Raw genomic sequence first — 16259 nt, 5'->3', positions numbered from 1 at the left:
TATACATTCTAATGCATTTAAATTCAATAGGGAGGAGAAAGATTCTAAAAACAGTTTACCTCTAGTTAAAAAAAGGAATAATTAAACCATTAGACTTGCAGATAAGGAGGCGTTATAGAATGACTGCCCAAGTACCAAAGGACAAAACCATTGACAATACATTAGCGATCTTTAAAGATGGCTATAACTTTATCCCAAAGCGGGTACAAAATCATCATCTGGATGTTTATGAAACAAGGGTTCTAGGGGAGAAAGTCGCTCTTTTAAGTGGAGTGGAGGGAGCAAAGCTATTCTATGATACAAACCGAATGGACCGAAAAAACGCCCTCCCTAAGAGGGTATTGAAAACATTATTTGGAGAAAACGGTATTCAAACAAAGGATGGTGAGGCGCATGCCCACCGCAAGCTTCTTTTCATGTCTTTGATGACTCAGGAATCCATACAAGAGCTATACGAAATAACCACCCAAAACTGGGCACGCTTCACAAAGAAGTGGAACAGAATGAAAAAAGTGAACCTTTACGACGAGTCTCGTGAGTTGCTTTGTCGAACAGCATGTGAATGGGCAGGAATTCCCCTGGAAGAAAAAGAAGTACAAAAGAGGACACGAGATTTAAGTAACCTGATTGATGGATTCAGTGCTATTGGTCCAAAACATTTGGAAAGCAGAAGAGCCCGTAAACGCTCGGAGGCATGGATAGAGAAATTAATTGTGAAAGTACGGGAAGACCAGCTGGAAGCAGAGAAAGACAAAGCCTTATACGAAATGGCCAAACATAAAGACTTAGATGGACAGCCGCTTGATGCAAGGATCGCTGCCGTAGAAGTTTTGAATGTCATCCGTCCACTTGTCGCTATTTCTAAATTCATCGCTTTCGGTTCCGTAGCTCTTCACGAACATCCGCAAATTCAGAAGCAGGTGGCATTGGATGAGGAATATTTGTTCATGTTTACCCAGGAAGTCAGACGCTTTTACCCTTTTGTTCCTTTTCTTGGAGCAAGAGCGAATCAGGATTTCACTTGGCAGCAATATAATTTTAAAAAAGGACAACTGGTCTTACTTGACGTGTATGGAATTAATCATGACCCAAAGATCTGGGAGGATCCTAATGAATTTAATCCTGATCGTTTTGTAGACTGGAAGGGCGGCTTGTTCGACCTGATCCCGCAAGGAGGAGGCGGATACTATCATGGCCACCGATGTCCTGGAGAATGGCCGACAATAGAAGTGCTGCAAGCAAGCTTCCGCTATATGACGAAACACCTCGGATACACCGTTCCAAAACAAGACTACAGTTACAGCCTGAAAAAGATACCTTCCCTTCCGAAAAGCGGATTTGTCATAAGCCAAGTACATTTTAAGAGTTAACCACTCTCCATCACTTTAAAACGTCCAGGGATCAAACTTCCTGGACGTTTTAAACGTTATTCATGTTGAATGGTAAAGTTGGTAAAAATCATACCCATGCTTCAATAATACTTTCAGAACAGAATAAGTCGGTACAGCGATAATCATCCCTACTACGCCGTAAAGTGGAGCCGCCACAACAAGTAATAAAATAACCGTAAGCGGATGGATGTTCAATCGCTCTCCGAAGACAAAGGGAGCCACAAGGTTACTTTCTAATTGCTGTACCACAATGAACGTAATGATGACGTAAATCGCCAAAGAAGGCTCCTGCATAAGCGCAACAACGATAGCAGGAATCGCTCCAATCACAGGTCCTACAAACGGGATGGCACAAGTCAATGTAACAAACAATCCTAAGATTAAAGCGTAATCGATTCCGATGATTAAATAGCCGATATAGGTTAAAACACCATCCACGGCTGCAATCGTTACTTGTCCAATAATATAAGAAGATACTGTATAGTCGAGATCCTGCAGGACTTTCACTCCTCTAGGCTGGTGCTTTTCTGGTAAAGCTCTCTTCAAGAAGGGAATTAATCGATGCCCGTCCTTTAAAAAGAAAAATAATACAAACGGGACAATGATTAAAACGGTGGTAGCCCCAGCGATTGTAGAAAACACACTCATCATGTGTTCCCCAATTTGTTGGGTGATCCCGCCAAAATACTCCGTCATCCGTTGTTGGATGGAAGCACCAGATATCACCCCCATGTCATTCTCTTTTAATTTTTGTCCTGCCTCTTCTGCTGTTTGCTTCATTTCCTCCGGCATTTTCGATAGATCATTCATCTGCTTCTGCACGGTATCAGCAAGCAGCCAGACGCCCATATATAAAAGCCCGCCAATGAAAACAAAAACGATCAAAATGGCAAAAGGAACAGGAATAAACCTCACTTTAGATATCAAGTGAACAACAGGGCGCAGGATATAAAACAAAAATCCTGCAATAAGAAGTGGATAGAATAAAGTTCCAAAGATTGTCTTGAACGGTTCCAGCAACTCTAATTTTTCTAAGAAATAGTAGAGTACTAGAATAAGTATAGCTGCTGTCACGTATTTAAAAAATGAATGCTTGATCCACATAACCCTTTCCCCTCCTTTACCCCATTCATTCACTTTATTTCACAATTGTAAACTAGGAAAAAAAGATTTATAAGCCCTTTCTTTTCACACCAGACCTTTATATAAAAGTTTAGATCACACAATTACTGCTATCGAAATCATACTTTAAAGATTACCCTTCCCATAAAACAAGCTATGTCAGATAAACTACCAGTCGAAATATTCATGTTAGATTTTCTTACATAATAAGTGACATAATGTTAATATTTAGATATTCTATATTCATCAGAGAAAAGAACACATGTACTTTTCCAGCTTGCCGATCCGTTTTACCAATGTGACCTATATTCCACACATACGGGAGTGAACCTTAATGAAAAATCATTTAAGAAAAGCTGTCGAAAGTATGAGGGAACACTATATTCAAAAACTTATCGATGCCGGTATGTATCAATCAACAGATGAAACCCTCCATTCTTTAACTTTGACGGAGTTAGAAACCTTAGCCTCCAGAATTGACCACCCACAATGAGGAGTAAAGAGGAGGAAATGTAATGGCATCATACAAGCACAAAAAAGTTATGTCCATTGGGATCGTCAATGAATTGACCGGCCTCTCACTCAGGCAGATTCGTTACTATGAAGAGCGTCGTTTAATCCAACCCGAAAGAACTAAAAGAGGGACACGCAAATATTCTTTTTCGGATGTTGAAACATTATTACAAATTGCAGACAAACGAGAAGAAGGTGTGCAGACATACGAAATCAGAAAAGATCTACAAACTTCCACTAAAGGAAATCTTAAGGAAAAAATGATTCGAGGACAATTAAATGCCCATTTCCAAATGAACAAATAAAATCATAAAATTCCCCGGTCCTTGTCACTTGGTACCGGGCTTTTTTGTCTGGCTTCTTCCTATTTATTTCAACGAAAAATATCTTGACTTCAAAATAAGTAGAGCGTATAGTTAACTTAGAATTCAAACTATATTTATTAATGAGGAGAGTGTAAAATGACCACATTAACTTTGGATCAAGTCCACAGTAGCTTGAACTTTCAAATTAAACACATGATGGTATCTAAAGCCAAAGGTGAATTCGAAACTTTCAACGTAGAATTTTCTGGTGATTTAAATGATCTTCCCTCGTCCAAAGTAACCGCAACCATATCTGTAGATTCTATTAACACACGAAACGAACAACGGGATGGACACCTTCGCTCAGGAGACTTTTTTGAAGCAGACCAATATCCGAAGATTGTCTTCCAAAGTACTGCTATTCATAAGGTTTCGGATGATGAATTTGAAGTTACTGGAGATTTAACAATTAAAGGAATCACACGTGAAGAAACATTCACCGTGGAATATAACGGTTCCTCCAAGAATCCGATGGATGGGAGCACTGTTGCAGGATTTGATGTAAGTGGCAAAATTGATCGTGAAGCCTACGGTTTGACTTATAATGCAGCTTTGGAAACGGGCGGTGTTCTGCTTGGGAAAGTCGTTAAATTCGAAGGGAACTTTGAATTCATCGTTTCTGAATAATGAATGAAATGAAAATATGAAGAAGCTGAGCCTCAAGGGACTCAGCTTCTTTTTGGATCCTGTGTGATCTTTCTTATGAAGGGGCAGTTTGTTATTTCAATGACCTAGCCGGCATTTCTACCCCCATTTTATCCACTCAACTCTTACCATAAAAAAGTTGAGAACTAAGGTAAGCTCTGGGCTTGATGCAATCTCCTCGGCAAACGGATGCTATCATACTGAACCTACATCATCGAAATCACAAATAAACGCCCTATAAAGACTTATTATTTCCTATCAAAATATAAAGGATAGTGGAGGCTGCAATTTTCATTGAATCTATGCTCGCACTGCGGGCACCTTTTGCTTTCCATATATTCCAGGATCGTTAATTCATGATGGCAATTCCCGCACAGAATCGCCTTTTCTCCCCACTGTTGGCGTGGCCATTTGGATGGGGGATGTCCGGCCTGTTCATGGTGGCAATAGTAACACGCATAATACTCTTTGCAGCAATGAAATTTAATGGCAATGATATCCCGATCACTTTGATAATGGGCACAACGGGTTTGTGCGTCAACCTCCACCCCTTTAACAAGAGGATGCTTAGACAAAGTCACCCCTCCAATTACTTCATTATTTACTTAACCTATTCTAACATGGATTGGATTCCCAATATTAGGTGTACCAGGTCACCCATATTATGGAATATTGTCCATCACTCATTTCTATACAGTGGTAGACAAAGGAATAGGAATACTAACAAGGCGGTGACGCTCAGCACTCCCGGCCATTGGTAATTCTCCCAGAGGGTACCAATAGCCGTACTACCGATGGCCACGCCCAAATAGTAGCTGATTAAGTAGAATCCTGAAGCCCCACTTCTGTGATGGGTGGCAGATTTGCTGACAAGAGCAGCTGCCATGGAGTGAGCAACAAAAAAACCCATACAAATAAAAGAAAGCCCCACGAGAATCAAGGCCCCTGAAGGAATGGCTGTGAAGAGCACCCCTATTATCAAAAGAGACACCCCGGTAAACATAACTTTCTTCAAACCGAAGCTGTCAGAAAATCTCCCGGCGATTGGAGGAGCTACCACACCGAAAGCATAAGCAAAATATGTCAGGGCAATCCATTTTAATGGCCAGTTAAAAGGATCCCCATGAAGATAAAAAGGAATATAAGTCCAAACAGCTGTAAATACGATTTGCAAAAGCACGCCCATTAAGAATAAAACAAGCATTGATGCACTTCTTAAATGAACAAACATGCCTTTTAAATCTTCCAGTAATCCTTGGTTTGTTTTTCTAAAAAAGCGCTCTTTCGGAAAAGCAAATACAAACAAAAGAGCAGAAAGCAACCCAAAAGCCCCGAAAGACCATAAAGTGAAGCGCCAGTCAAAGAGGTCTGTCAAATAACCCCCAATGACTCTCCCCCCCATACCTCCCAGTGCATTACTAGAAATATATAACGTCATGGCGAGGCCCAGATGACGGTGAGAAACCTCTTCTCCTAAATACCCCATAGCAGCAGCTGGTATTCCCGCTAGAAAAAAACCTTGAATGAATCTTGTTACGATCATCCATTCCAAAACAGGAGTAAATGGCAGGATAAGGAGTGTCACAGCGGTCACAAATAAGGAAACCTTCATTACGATGGATCGCCCGTATCGGTCTGCTGCAAAGCCGAGCACAAAAAGTCCAAGTACCATCGCTAATACACAGGCAGACATGAGGAAACTCGATTCTGTAGCAGACACCTGAAAGCGATTTGCGAAAACGGGCAACAACGGCTGAAAAACATAGAGCGTGGAAAAGATGGATAAAGAAGCGAGCATAAGTGCGACAGTCACCCGCCAAAACGGACTCCCGTCAGGAGTATAAGGTTTCTTATCTTTTTGTAAAGCTTCCATATCCACCATCCTCAATTATTAGTTGAATCGATCTGGGAATGTGGTTAAATCAAGTCCCCAAACGAGGGGCAGATAGAAATAAATCGCTACCGTAATTAGAATGACAGCAAGGACATTTAATAAAAATCCAGCCTTCGCCATATCTGGGATCTTTAAATATCCGGACCCAAATACGACGGCGTTCGGCGGTGTAGCGACTGGCAGCATAAATGCACAACTAGCTGCTACCCCTGCAGCGATCATCAAACTGTATGGATGAACGGAAATTGCACTGGCAAGGGATCCCATAATTGGAAACATCATTGTCGCGGTGGCTGTGTTGGATGTAATCTCCGTTAAGAAGATAACCAACGCAGTAACTATGACAATAATAAGAATCAAGTTAACCCCTTGCAGGACAGTAAGCTGTGTACCAATCCACTCCGCAAGACCCGTTTCCTTAAAACCAGCGGCAACCGCGAGGCCGGCACCGAATAAAAGTAAGATTCCCCAAGGGAGCCCTTTGGCTGTGTCCCAATCAAGAAGGTAATCTCCCCGCTTGTTCTTTGAAGGAATAAGAAATAGAACAACAGCAGCCGTCATCGCAATCATCGTATCATTAATATTTTCATTGAGATGGACTAGTACGAATGAACGCGAAATCCACGCGACCGCTGTGAAAGCAAATACGGTCATGACTATCTTTTCTTCAGCGCTCATTTGACCCAGCGCACGTCTTTCCTCCCCGATCACCTTACGCCCCCCGGGAAGTTCCTTAACCTTCATCGGGTAAGCGATCTTCACCAAATAAAACCATGCGATAGCTAAGAATAAGACCGTTAACGGAACGCCGAATGCCATCCAGCCAGCAAAACTGATATCAATACCGTATGTCTGCTCTATCACACCTTTAAAAATGGTGTTTGGTGGTGTTCCAATCAGTGTGGCCAGCCCCCCAATCGAAGCACTGTAAGCCACTCCCAGCATAACCGCTTTTCCAAAATTAAAGTTCTCGTGATCCACAGTTTCCCCTTTTTTCTTTAATTGTTCGGATGCCTGATAAATGACGGCCATACCAATAGGCACCATCATCATTGCTGTAGCCGTATTCGAAATCCACATGGATAAGGATCCTGTCGCGACCATAAACCCGAGAACAATCTGTTCCGTACTCGTTCCTACGGATGAAATAATAAACAAAGCCATTCGCTTATGTAAATTCCACTTTTGCATCGCCAAGGCTATTAAAAACCCGCCCATAAACAGGAAAATCGTATTATCCCCATAGGAAGAAGCTGTCGTTGCACCATCTAACCCTCCAGTGATAGGGAAAAGAACAAGTGGCAGCAATGACGTTGCCGGAATAGGCATAGCTTCCGTTATCCACCATGTCGCAATCCACAACGTACTCGCCAGAATCGCAACAGCACTTTGCGATAAACCATCCGCTTCTACGAATAAAAGTGTAAGCGCAAACAAAACAGGCCCTAAAAATAACCCTATCTTCTGCCTCGTATCAAAAGAGGGACCCGGGTCACTGCCATCCGCAGATGCTTGATTGGAATGTTTAGGATTTGAAGAATTGGAGTTTCCAGTTACTGTGAATTTCAATAAATCCTTCGCCTGATAGTGTATGGCCCATAGCTGCAGCCATTTATTTTTAAGTATTGATGGATCTGCCATAAGGTTCTCCTGCCTTTCCTTTGTCGAATATGTGTGAATATTTACAAATTTTATCACAGACTCAATGAAAATGTAAGATATAACCCACTCAGTTAAGCCTGATGACTCACACCCTTCCTCATCCTGTAAAAAAAATACACACCAGGTCATCCATATTCTGGATGACCTGGTGTGTTAAATGGTTCCATATATCTTTTATTTTTTATAGAGGAGGTAGTGTTTTCTTACTTTGTTGAATTCTTTTTGATCGTTTTGCCAGCGCTCTTTCATATCTTCCACAGAATCCCCATTTTCGATAGCTTCACGAACCCATCCATTACCAATCAAATGATCGAAGAAAGAGATGCCTGATGAATTTTCCGCACGGAACTGGAAGTCCTCCGGATACATGTCATGAATCGTCTTAACTAGATAGAGACCTGTCTCTACCGCATTAAATTCCTCGCGATCGACGATGTGGATCTGAACACCATGACTTAATTCGCCTGCATGTTTTGAGAAAGACGGAGTGAACGAGGCAGCTCTGAATTTCACACCAGGTAAATGATAGCCATTCATTTCCGCCGCAAGGTCTGTACTGTTTATAAATGGTGCCCCGATTAATTCAAACGGTCGAGTGGTTCCACGCCCTTCGGAAACATTCGTCCCTTCAATCAATGCGGCACCAGGATAAACAAAGGCGGTATCCACAGTAGGCATATTCGGGGATGGTGCAACAAATTCCAAGCCTGTGTCATCATAATGCATGTTACGCTTCCACCCTTGCATTTCAACTACGGTTAGATCTGCACCAATGTCAAACTCAGTATTGAAAAACTTCGCAAGTTCCCCAACCGTCATCCCATGACGTAACGGAATAGGATAGTTTCCAACGAAGGATTTATACTCTTCCTCCAGAACCGGACCTTCAACTTTCCCGCCGCCGATTGGATTCGGGCGATCAAGGACGATGAACGGAATGTCATTTTCCTGTGCTGCTTCCATGGCATAGGCCATTGTATAAATGTACGTATAGAATCGCGTTCCTACATCTTGAATATCAAAGAGCAATACATCAATATCTTCTAACATTTCTGATGTCGGTTTACGCGTCTGTCCGTATAGACTATAAACAGGGAGTCCTGTTTCCTCGTCTGTATAAAACTCAACATACTCACCAGCCTGTGCACTACCTCTCACCCCGTGCTCTGGTCCATACAAAGCTGTCAAATCTACATCATCATCGTTATGAAGTGTATCTACGATACTGTTCAGATCCTGGTCGACTCCGGTCGGATTCGTAATTAAACCGACCTTTTTTCCTTCAATGAGGGCTTTCTCTTCATCTAATAGAACTTCTACGCCAAGCTTGAAGGTCTCCCCTTCTTTCTGATGCCCCTTCTGTTTACCAGGGTTACTCTTATGATCGGCAAACACGACAGAAAAGGTCGACCATGTCATTAATAATACAATCGCCACCATAAACCATTTTTTCAAAAAGAACCTCTCCCTTAAAATAAATTTTTATAATGGGAGGAAAGGACATTTATAAATATCCCTTTCCTTCTGACTCTCCCTAATAATTTAAACTTGTCCCATATTCAAATAACACCTGACCGTTATTCCCCGGGATAGTAACAGGTAACTGACCTGAAGGATTATTTTCTCCAAAAATTGTAGCAGCCGTTGCAGCAAAGCTCGCCTCCCTGAAACCATATTGAGCAATGTAGGCGTCGACTTCAGGGTAAGCCATAATGTCATATGGATTCCTGATACCAACCCCAATGACCTCCGCATCTGTTTCTTCCATCACCTCATGAATCAACTGCATTTGTGGATGATCCTCCGACCGTGTGAAAACATTATACGTGTAAGTCCCAAAGATCACCTTATCCGCTTCCAAAACGATCTGCTTCTCAGTCTCCGTTAATTCGGGTGCGTTGGTCTGGATGACCGTTGTATTTGAATGGTAAGCAGAAACAGTATCAGCAAGATCTCCAATAAAAGAATTGCCGATAACCACGACGTTTTCATCAGATGAATCTAGAGGAAGTACATCATCATTTTTCACTAGTGTAATGGAACGTTCGGCCGCCTCTTTTTCCACCGCTTTATGTTCTTCAGATCCAACAACCTGTTGGGCTTCTTCTATTTGATCTTCGATGGATTGAGGCGTTTCCTCTTTAATGATGCCTCTCTTCATTTTCAGTGTCAGAATACGTTCGACTGACTCTTCGACCGTCTCCATTGGAATTCCCCCTGATTCCACAGCATCATAAACTCCTTCTGCGACTTCTTCCAGACCGACAGGCATGAGGGCAATATCTGCACCAGCATTAATAGCACGAATGACCGCATCCACCGGTCCAAAATGATCAGCGATAGCTTTCATATTCAGAGCATCCGTAATAACGACACCATCATAATTCATCTGTTCACGCATGAGCCCTGTAAGTACTTCCTCTGATAATGTGGCCGGGAGCGCTATCTCAGAGCCGTCTTTCTTAGACGTCACGGTTTTCCCATCGATTTTAGGGAAAGTCACGTGGGCTGTCATGATGGCGTCAATTCCCCTATCCATCGCTTGTTGAAATGGATATAATTCTACTTCTTCTAAACGTTTCCTATCATAGGGCACTTCCGGAAGGCCCAGATGTGAATCAACCGCTGTATCTCCATGCCCTGGAAAGTGTTTAGCTGTTGCGGCAACCCCATGTTTCTGCAACCCTTTCGTATAAGCCACTCCCATTCTCCCTACAAGCTCAGGATTTTCTCCAAAAGAGCGAACACCAATGACAGGATTATCAGGATTATTATTGACGTCCATCACAGGAGCAAAGTTCATATTAATTCCTAAAGACTCCAGCTCTGCTCCAATGACTCCCCCTACATCTTCAGCCATTTCTTCAGATCGTGCGGCCCCTACAGCCATATTACCTGGCATATCTGTTCCCGACTGAAGACGCGTCACGATCCCTCCTTCTTGGTCAATCGTGAGAAGCAATCCATATTTTTCAGAAGCTTCCTTATAATCAGCGGCCAATTTGGCTGTTTGTTCTGTAGTAACGACATTTTCACGGAACAAAATCACACCGCCAAGGTGATAGTCTTTCACCAATTGCTCAATTTCAGGAAGCATTTCTGTAACGTTCTCTCCGTCCCTTGTTCTGAAGTCAGGCATGAGCATTTGTCCAACTTTTTCTTCCATCGTCATGTTTTCAAGAGCATGTTGTACAAGGTGATAACGTTCTCCTTGTTCCTTAGTAATGAACGGCTTGACTTCTGGTTTTCCTTTACTGGTGGGGGCTGGTTTGTAATCTACTGCAATACGATCTTCGTAGATACCATTCGTAACTGTCACCCACGATCGTCCTGGCTTCCCAGTGAAGGTAACCTTACCGTGCTCGTCTACTGTGGCCACCTTCTTGTTCTTCGATCTCCATTCCAAACCTTCTTTTACCTTAGTAAAATGTCCATCTTGATACACGTTCAACGCCGTAAGGTCAACCTGATGATCTTTGACCGTCACATCAGATTGAGGTACATTTTCCAGGATGACCAAGTCCGTTACTCCCTCCTTTTCAGCAGCATCCACTTGCACGCCTAACATAGACGCCGGCAGAACCATGCAAAAGGCCAACACCATAATGAACAGACATTTACCAATCCTTTTCATTCCACACTCCTCCTTAATTTATCTATTTGTAAAAGATGCCCCTCTATCCCAGAAGGTTCTCTTTTCCAAACTCACTTCTACCTGACTTTTTTGTCGTATACCAGAAAGTATTCTAACTGTTTTATTGCAAGCGTTTACATTTTGTAATAAAAGCGTAACGAAAATAGATATAGTCGTCTATACCACTTAAGGCCCTAATCAAAAATCAGACCATGTTTTACCAATACTTTAGAACTAATCCTAATGATTCATTTTGAAATAATATATCGCTCAGGAAAAGGAACACTGTAAAAAAAGTACAAGACTCTTATCCGGTTTTTCTATAATCCCAGAAAGAAAAAAGGTCACCTATAAACAGGTGACCTTTTTCCCTTACGAAGCTTCCTTCCATGACTTCCTTTTATCATTAACTGTAAATCCTGGATATCTAAACACAATCGCTAAAATACCCGCTAGTATGGTCAACATTGGATAAAAACAAAATGGGACAATGGCCAATGGCGAAATACCTGCTACCCCCGCTACCGCAAGCATCTGACCTCCATAGGGAATGATTCCTTGTACAGAGCTTGAGAAAATATCAAGAATACTCGCAGACCGACGTCCTTCGATCCCATACTCATCGGATAGTTGCTTCGCCAGAGGACCGGCAGTAATGATGGAAATCGTATTATTAGCAGTAGAGAAATTCACAGCTGTCACAATGCCGGCTATTCCAAATTCACCACCACGGTTAGAGTTCACCTTTCTGGTCACGGATTGTAATAAGAACTCAATGCCTCCGTTTTGCCTGATGAGCTCCACTAAACCACCTAATAAAATAGCAATCATAGCCAACGTCTGCATATTTGTAAATCCATCACCCACAAGTGTGATGAATTCCATACCGGAAAACTTGCCGAGGCTAAAACCGACAACACCTGCAAAGATAATTCCCCCGATCAGCACGTAAATGACATTGATACCTGCGATAGCAAAACCAAGCACTCCAATATAAGGCAGGATTTCTATCAGATTATACGGATAAATTTCTTGTAAGCTTGCTGTTGTATCAGCGGTAATAATCGCAAAAATAACAGCAGTCAGGAGAGCCACCGGAAAGACAATGAAGAAATTAGCTTTAAATTTTTCCTTCATCTCTGTTCCTTGTGTACGAACAGCGGCAATAGTCGTATCAGAAATGACAGAAAGGTTGTCACCGAACATGGCTCCGCTGACAATGGCCCCCATCACTAAAGCGAGGCCGACATCTGTTTGTTCAGCCACTCCTACACCAATAGGAGCCAGTGCGACAACTGTGCCCGTCGATGTCCCCATCGAAATAGAAATAAAGCATCCTATAATAAACAGACCAACGATCATCCATCCCCCAGGCAGGTAACTCAAACCGAGGTTAACGGTGGATTCTACAGCCCCCATCCCTGAAGCAACGGCTGCGAAAGCTCCAGCAAGCAGGAATATAATGACCATTAAAATAATGTTGGGATGCCCTCCTCCCTTAGTCAACTGAGATACCTTCGTTTGAAAATCTGTTTTGCGATTCATGGCTAAAGCTGCGAGAATCGCAATGAACAATGCTACGAGCACCGGCATTTGATAGAAATCGCCCGTTACTATGCCTGACCCGATAAATAGGAATATAAAGATAGCAAATGGAATGAGAGCAAAAGCATTGCTTAATGGTTTTGTCATAATGCATCCTCCTTCGTATGATAAACTCATTTGAATATTTTTTTACCAAAGAGAATAGGTTGGGGGGCTCGACCCCAGTAAACCTGCTTGATTAAATAAAGAGGTGTGTGCAAATAAAAAAGAGCCTTCTCATCATAAGAAGGCCCTTGAATCGTATCCGTTCATTCCTTCTTATCTTTCAAGTGTTTACCACTTGCTGGAATTAGCACCGGCCAACTGACGTTGGTGGTTGCTGAAGCTTCACAGGACCAGTTCCTCCACTTCTCTTGATAAGAAATATTCAATTGAGTTAATCGTTACTTTACAATAAAAATCACCCGTTGACAAGTGTTATTTCAACAACTATCTTTCATAACGTCCTATCAAGTCAATCACTTCCTCACTCAGAGAGGTATCAACAGCCTTATCAAAATCAATATCCCCGCTGATGGCGCCATTCGCATCGTACATATCGAATTGTTTTTTGATGTCATCTACAAACATTTCCCCATTAGGATCAAGTCCGGTGACGCCGACTTTCTTCCAAATTTCCGGATCTTTAAGAGCTGTATGTTTCGTCATAATATCTATGACTTCATCAAGCCCTTCATCATATAAGAATGCATCATTATAATCACGGACCCCTTTTAAATAAGCAGCCATAAAGCGTAAGGATACATCGGTTTCTTTTTCAATAAAATCCGGACTGCCAAGAACCATAGCAATTTGCGCCTCAGGGGCGAAGTCTGTGGCATCCCCAAACCGGACGTGCAGGTTCTGCGATTCTCCTTGCGTAATTAAAGGTTCAATTTGCAGGGCAGCGTCAATGGATTTGTTCCCCATAGCTGCCAGCATGTTTCCGAAATCGGACATTAAGACAAACTCTACATCGTCTTCAGTGAGTCCAGCATGTTCAATCATCCGTTGAAAAATATAATCATCCACCGCATTCCTTGAAGATACGGCGATCCTTTTTCCTTTCAAATCACTGTACTCTTTAACTTCATCCTGCAGATCTTCCCGAATAACAAAACTAAAATAAGAGTTACCATCAAAGTAGTGGCCTTTGTCCGCAATGATTTTCACGTCAATGCCCTGGGCAATCGCATTGAAGAATGAGGCAGTAGACACCCCTCCAGCAATGTCTACCTCCCCGGCTGCAAGTGCAGGAAGCATATCATCACTATTCGCGAAAGTTGTAAACTTAATATCAATATTGTAATCCTCAAAGTAACCTTTTTCTTTGGCAATGTAAAAGCCGGCTCCCGATGCAGCCCCGTCTTCAGCAACGACTACTGTTGTCTTTTTATCTAACGGGGCCAGGTCTCCGGAAGGATAATCATCGCCGACGGTTTTATCTTCATTATCCTTTGACGCGCAGCCAAATAAAACAAAAACCACTAACAAAAATGATAGACATTGGAACACTCTTTTCATGGGAGTCTATCCCCTTTCCTGATGCTATTTGCGCGAACGTTGGACCTCTTCCTGAAGGTGATTCCAAATTTCCACGAAATGTTCTGCCATTACTGGATCAGCACGTACTTGTTCCATATTTCTCGGTCTAGGCAGATCAATGCGTTTCTCATCAATAATTGTTCCAGGCTGTGAACTCATTAATAGAATCCGGTCGCTAAGTAGAAGGGCTTCATCTATGCTATGCGTAATAAACAAGACTGTCTTCTTCGTCTCGGACCAAATATTCAGAAGTTCTTCCTGTAAGATAAATTTATTCTGTTCATCAAGCGCTGCAAACGGTTCATCCATCAACAGGATTTCCGGGTCGTTGGCAAAGGCACGTGCAATGCTTACCCGTTGTTTCATCCCGCCTGACAATTCTTTCGGGTAGAGTTTCGCAAATTTTTCAAGACCTACTTTATTTAAATAATACGACGTCCTCTCCTTGATCACGTCCTCAGGTAAATGCCTCATCTTTAATCCGAAGCTTACATTGCCTTCGACAGTGAGCCAGGGGATGACACCTCGTTCCTGGAACACCATTGACTGCAGCGGGCGCTCTCGTTTGCTTATGCCAATATGAAAAGATCCACTGCTCGGTTTTTCTAAATCAGCCAAAATACGGAGCAAGGTCGTTTTCCCACAACCACTGGGACCGACAAGACAGACAAATTCCCCATCCGCAATATCCAGTGATATCCCTTGAAGTGCGGTTACGCGACTATCCTTTTTATAAAATACCTTCGTCAAATCGTTTATTGAAATTTTAACTTCCATCCCTGCACTCCTTTCATTAATTATCGCCATGGCAGCAGTTTAGCTTGAAGCCCTCTGAGTATGAGCGAAAATAAATAACCAAAGAACGAAATGAGCACAAGCCCTACAAACATTTCCTTCAATAAAAAGGCTTTATACGAAGTCCAGATTAAATAACCGATTCCCGAGTTAGCCCCCATCATTTCGGCAGCAACAATCGTCAACAGTGCTATCGCTTGCCCCATCTGAATCCCTTCCAACATGACAGGCATGGATCCAGGTAAGGCAATTTTGAAAAAGAATTGCTTCGAATCCGCCCCATAGTTCTTCGCAACGTCAAGGTAAATGCGGTCAATATTGACAACACCTGCCACTGTGTTGATGACTACAGGAAAGAATACACTGCCCGCAATTGTCACTACTTTGGAAACTTCACCGACACCAAACAAAATGATAATGATAGGCAAAAGCGCCAAAGTCGGAATCGGCATTAATGCCATAATTAGCGGGGAAAGAAAATGCCGTACAGGACCGTACAATCCCATGGCAAGCCCGATAATAATGGCTGGGATTACTCCGAGTAAAAATCCAGCAAAAATACGATAAAGCGAAATACCGACATGATGAAACAACTCCCCACTCATTCCCATTGCCCAAAATGTACCTACAATTTCAGTAGGAGGTGGGAAGAAACGGGCGTCAATCAATCCTGTTCGTGATAAAAACTCCCATAACAATACAATGAAAATCGGCGATGATATCGTCAATATTTGTTTAAAGCGATGTTGCATTTGTCTCTTTTTCCATTCCAGTTTTTCCATTTGTAAAGGGTCCGTCACAGACTCCCTTTTACGATCTTTCATGCTCACCACCTCTACCGCTAATTTATGTGTGTATGCCCAATTGTGTGATTTGAATGATTCTCCCCTTTCATAATTGGGAGGTGGGGACAGTAGCGGAAAGAAATGGTGAAACCGAACTAAGATACTTTCACCTAAAGAGGATACGTGATGAAAAAGAATGAGATGTATATTTAATAAAGGCGGCGTATCCCCTTGTTTTTTCAAATTCTTAGACAAATAGAGAGGTCATGGCATCATTCTACAACCTCTCCTTCTTATATTAGATCCCTATTTTATTACTCAAAA

The 16259-nt window shown here is 42.3% G+C and carries 14 protein-coding genes and 1 riboswitch; of the genes, 4 read left to right on the top strand and 10 right to left on the bottom strand.

The features are described from left to right. The first annotated feature begins 119 nt into the window (after positions 1-119). The gene (gene cypC, locus BLW54_RS12065; protein ID WP_074734962.1) at positions 120-1370 is read left to right on the top strand and encodes a CYP152 family fatty-acid peroxygenase CypC; all 1251 of its coding nucleotides are present in this window, start codon (positions 120-122) and stop codon (positions 1368-1370) included. A gap of 60 nt (positions 1371-1430) precedes the next feature. Here cypC and BLW54_RS12060 read toward each other — a convergent pair whose 3' ends face one another. After that, positions 1431-2495, bottom strand: a complete 1065-nt coding sequence (locus tag BLW54_RS12060) for an AI-2E family transporter (protein ID WP_074734959.1) — start codon at positions 2493-2495, stop codon at positions 1431-1433. 352 nt (positions 2496-2847) lie between these two features. Between BLW54_RS12060 and BLW54_RS12055 the strand changes: the two genes are divergently transcribed. From BLW54_RS12055 to BLW54_RS12045, 3 genes are all read left to right on the top strand, one after another. Beyond that, complete coding sequence (locus BLW54_RS12055; RefSeq protein WP_074734956.1) at positions 2848-3006, top strand: Fur-regulated basic protein FbpA; 159 nt, start codon at positions 2848-2850, stop codon at positions 3004-3006. A gap of 22 nt (positions 3007-3028) precedes the next feature. Continuing rightward, on the top strand, positions 3029-3331 hold the full coding sequence (locus BLW54_RS12050) for a MerR family transcriptional regulator (protein WP_074734953.1): 303 nt from the start codon (positions 3029-3031) through the stop codon (positions 3329-3331). Positions 3332-3487: 156 nt separating this feature from the next. Continuing rightward, positions 3488-4018, top strand: a complete 531-nt coding sequence (locus BLW54_RS12045; RefSeq protein WP_035508442.1) for a YceI family protein — start codon at positions 3488-3490, stop codon at positions 4016-4018. Between the two features lie 266 nt (positions 4019-4284). Here BLW54_RS12045 and BLW54_RS12040 read toward each other — a convergent pair whose 3' ends face one another. From BLW54_RS12040 to BLW54_RS12000, 9 genes are all read right to left on the bottom strand, one after another. After that, entirely contained in the window at positions 4285-4584 is a 300-nt protein-coding gene (locus BLW54_RS12040) for a CHY zinc finger protein (protein WP_341853314.1), read from the bottom strand. Between the two features lie 131 nt (positions 4585-4715). Then, the gene (locus BLW54_RS12035) at positions 4716-5909 is read right to left on the bottom strand and encodes an MFS transporter (protein WP_074734947.1); all 1194 of its coding nucleotides are present in this window, start codon (positions 5907-5909) and stop codon (positions 4716-4718) included. 18 nt (positions 5910-5927) lie between these two features. After that, positions 5928-7571, bottom strand: coding sequence for an SLC13 family permease (locus BLW54_RS12030; RefSeq protein ID WP_074734944.1), 1644 nt, complete (start codon positions 7569-7571; stop codon positions 5928-5930). Between the two features lie 195 nt (positions 7572-7766). Continuing rightward, the gene (locus BLW54_RS12025; RefSeq protein WP_074734941.1) at positions 7767-9047 is read right to left on the bottom strand and encodes an exo-beta-N-acetylmuramidase NamZ family protein; all 1281 of its coding nucleotides are present in this window, start codon (positions 9045-9047) and stop codon (positions 7767-7769) included. A gap of 79 nt (positions 9048-9126) precedes the next feature. Beyond that, complete coding sequence (locus tag BLW54_RS12020) at positions 9127-11226, bottom strand: glycoside hydrolase family 3 protein (RefSeq protein WP_074734939.1); 2100 nt, start codon at positions 11224-11226, stop codon at positions 9127-9129. 372 nt (positions 11227-11598) lie between these two features. Continuing rightward, entirely contained in the window at positions 11599-12918 is a 1320-nt protein-coding gene (locus tag BLW54_RS12015) for a Na+/H+ antiporter NhaC family protein (protein ID WP_074734936.1), read from the bottom strand. A 168-nt stretch (positions 12919-13086) separates the two neighbouring features. Continuing rightward, positions 13087-13194: riboswitch (SAM riboswitch) on the bottom strand. Positions 13195-13260: 66 nt separating this feature from the next. Beyond that, positions 13261-14334 carry an ABC transporter substrate-binding protein gene (locus BLW54_RS12010; RefSeq protein WP_074734933.1) on the bottom strand — a complete coding sequence of 358 codons (1074 nt, stop codon included), beginning with the start codon at positions 14332-14334 and terminating at the stop codon, positions 13261-13263. Positions 14335-14358: 24 nt separating this feature from the next. Next, the gene (locus tag BLW54_RS12005; RefSeq protein ID WP_074734930.1) at positions 14359-15132 is read right to left on the bottom strand and encodes an ABC transporter ATP-binding protein; all 774 of its coding nucleotides are present in this window, start codon (positions 15130-15132) and stop codon (positions 14359-14361) included. A gap of 20 nt (positions 15133-15152) precedes the next feature. Beyond that, complete coding sequence (locus BLW54_RS12000; RefSeq protein WP_035508426.1) at positions 15153-15974, bottom strand: ABC transporter permease; 822 nt, start codon at positions 15972-15974, stop codon at positions 15153-15155. Positions 15975-16259: the final 285 nt, after the last annotated feature.

Source organism: Halobacillus karajensis (genome assembly GCF_900108515.1).
Classification (GTDB): Bacteria; Bacillota; Bacilli; order Bacillales; family Halobacillaceae; genus Halobacillus; species Halobacillus karajensis.
This window is presented reverse-complemented; position numbering and strand designations above follow the sequence as displayed.

Excerpts from the sequence above, each read along its gene's own strand:
- cypC (WP_074734962.1), top strand. The coding sequence starts at position 120 with ATGACTGCCCAAGTACCAAAGGACAAAACCATTGACAATACATTAGCG.
- BLW54_RS12060 (WP_074734959.1), bottom strand. The coding sequence starts at position 2,495 with ATGTGGATCAAGCATTCATTTTTTAAATACGTGACAGCAGCTATACTT.
- BLW54_RS12055 (WP_074734956.1), top strand. The coding sequence starts at position 2,848 with ATGAAAAATCATTTAAGAAAAGCTGTCGAAAGTATGAGGGAACACTAT.
- BLW54_RS12050 (WP_074734953.1), top strand. The coding sequence starts at position 3,029 with ATGGCATCATACAAGCACAAAAAAGTTATGTCCATTGGGATCGTCAAT.
- BLW54_RS12045 (WP_035508442.1), top strand. The coding sequence starts at position 3,488 with ATGACCACATTAACTTTGGATCAAGTCCACAGTAGCTTGAACTTTCAA.
- BLW54_RS12035 (WP_074734947.1), bottom strand. The coding sequence starts at position 5,909 with ATGGAAGCTTTACAAAAAGATAAGAAACCTTATACTCCTGACGGGAGT.
- BLW54_RS12030 (WP_074734944.1), bottom strand. The coding sequence starts at position 7,571 with ATGGCAGATCCATCAATACTTAAAAATAAATGGCTGCAGCTATGGGCC.
- BLW54_RS12020 (WP_074734939.1), bottom strand. The coding sequence starts at position 11,226 with ATGAAAAGGATTGGTAAATGTCTGTTCATTATGGTGTTGGCCTTTTGC.
- BLW54_RS12015 (WP_074734936.1), bottom strand. The coding sequence starts at position 12,918 with ATGACAAAACCATTAAGCAATGCTTTTGCTCTCATTCCATTTGCTATC.
- BLW54_RS12010 (WP_074734933.1), bottom strand. The coding sequence starts at position 14,334 with ATGAAAAGAGTGTTCCAATGTCTATCATTTTTGTTAGTGGTTTTTGTT.
- BLW54_RS12005 (WP_074734930.1), bottom strand. The coding sequence starts at position 15,132 with ATGGAAGTTAAAATTTCAATAAACGATTTGACGAAGGTATTTTATAAA.
- BLW54_RS12000 (WP_035508426.1), bottom strand. The coding sequence starts at position 15,974 with ATGAAAGATCGTAAAAGGGAGTCTGTGACGGACCCTTTACAAATGGAA.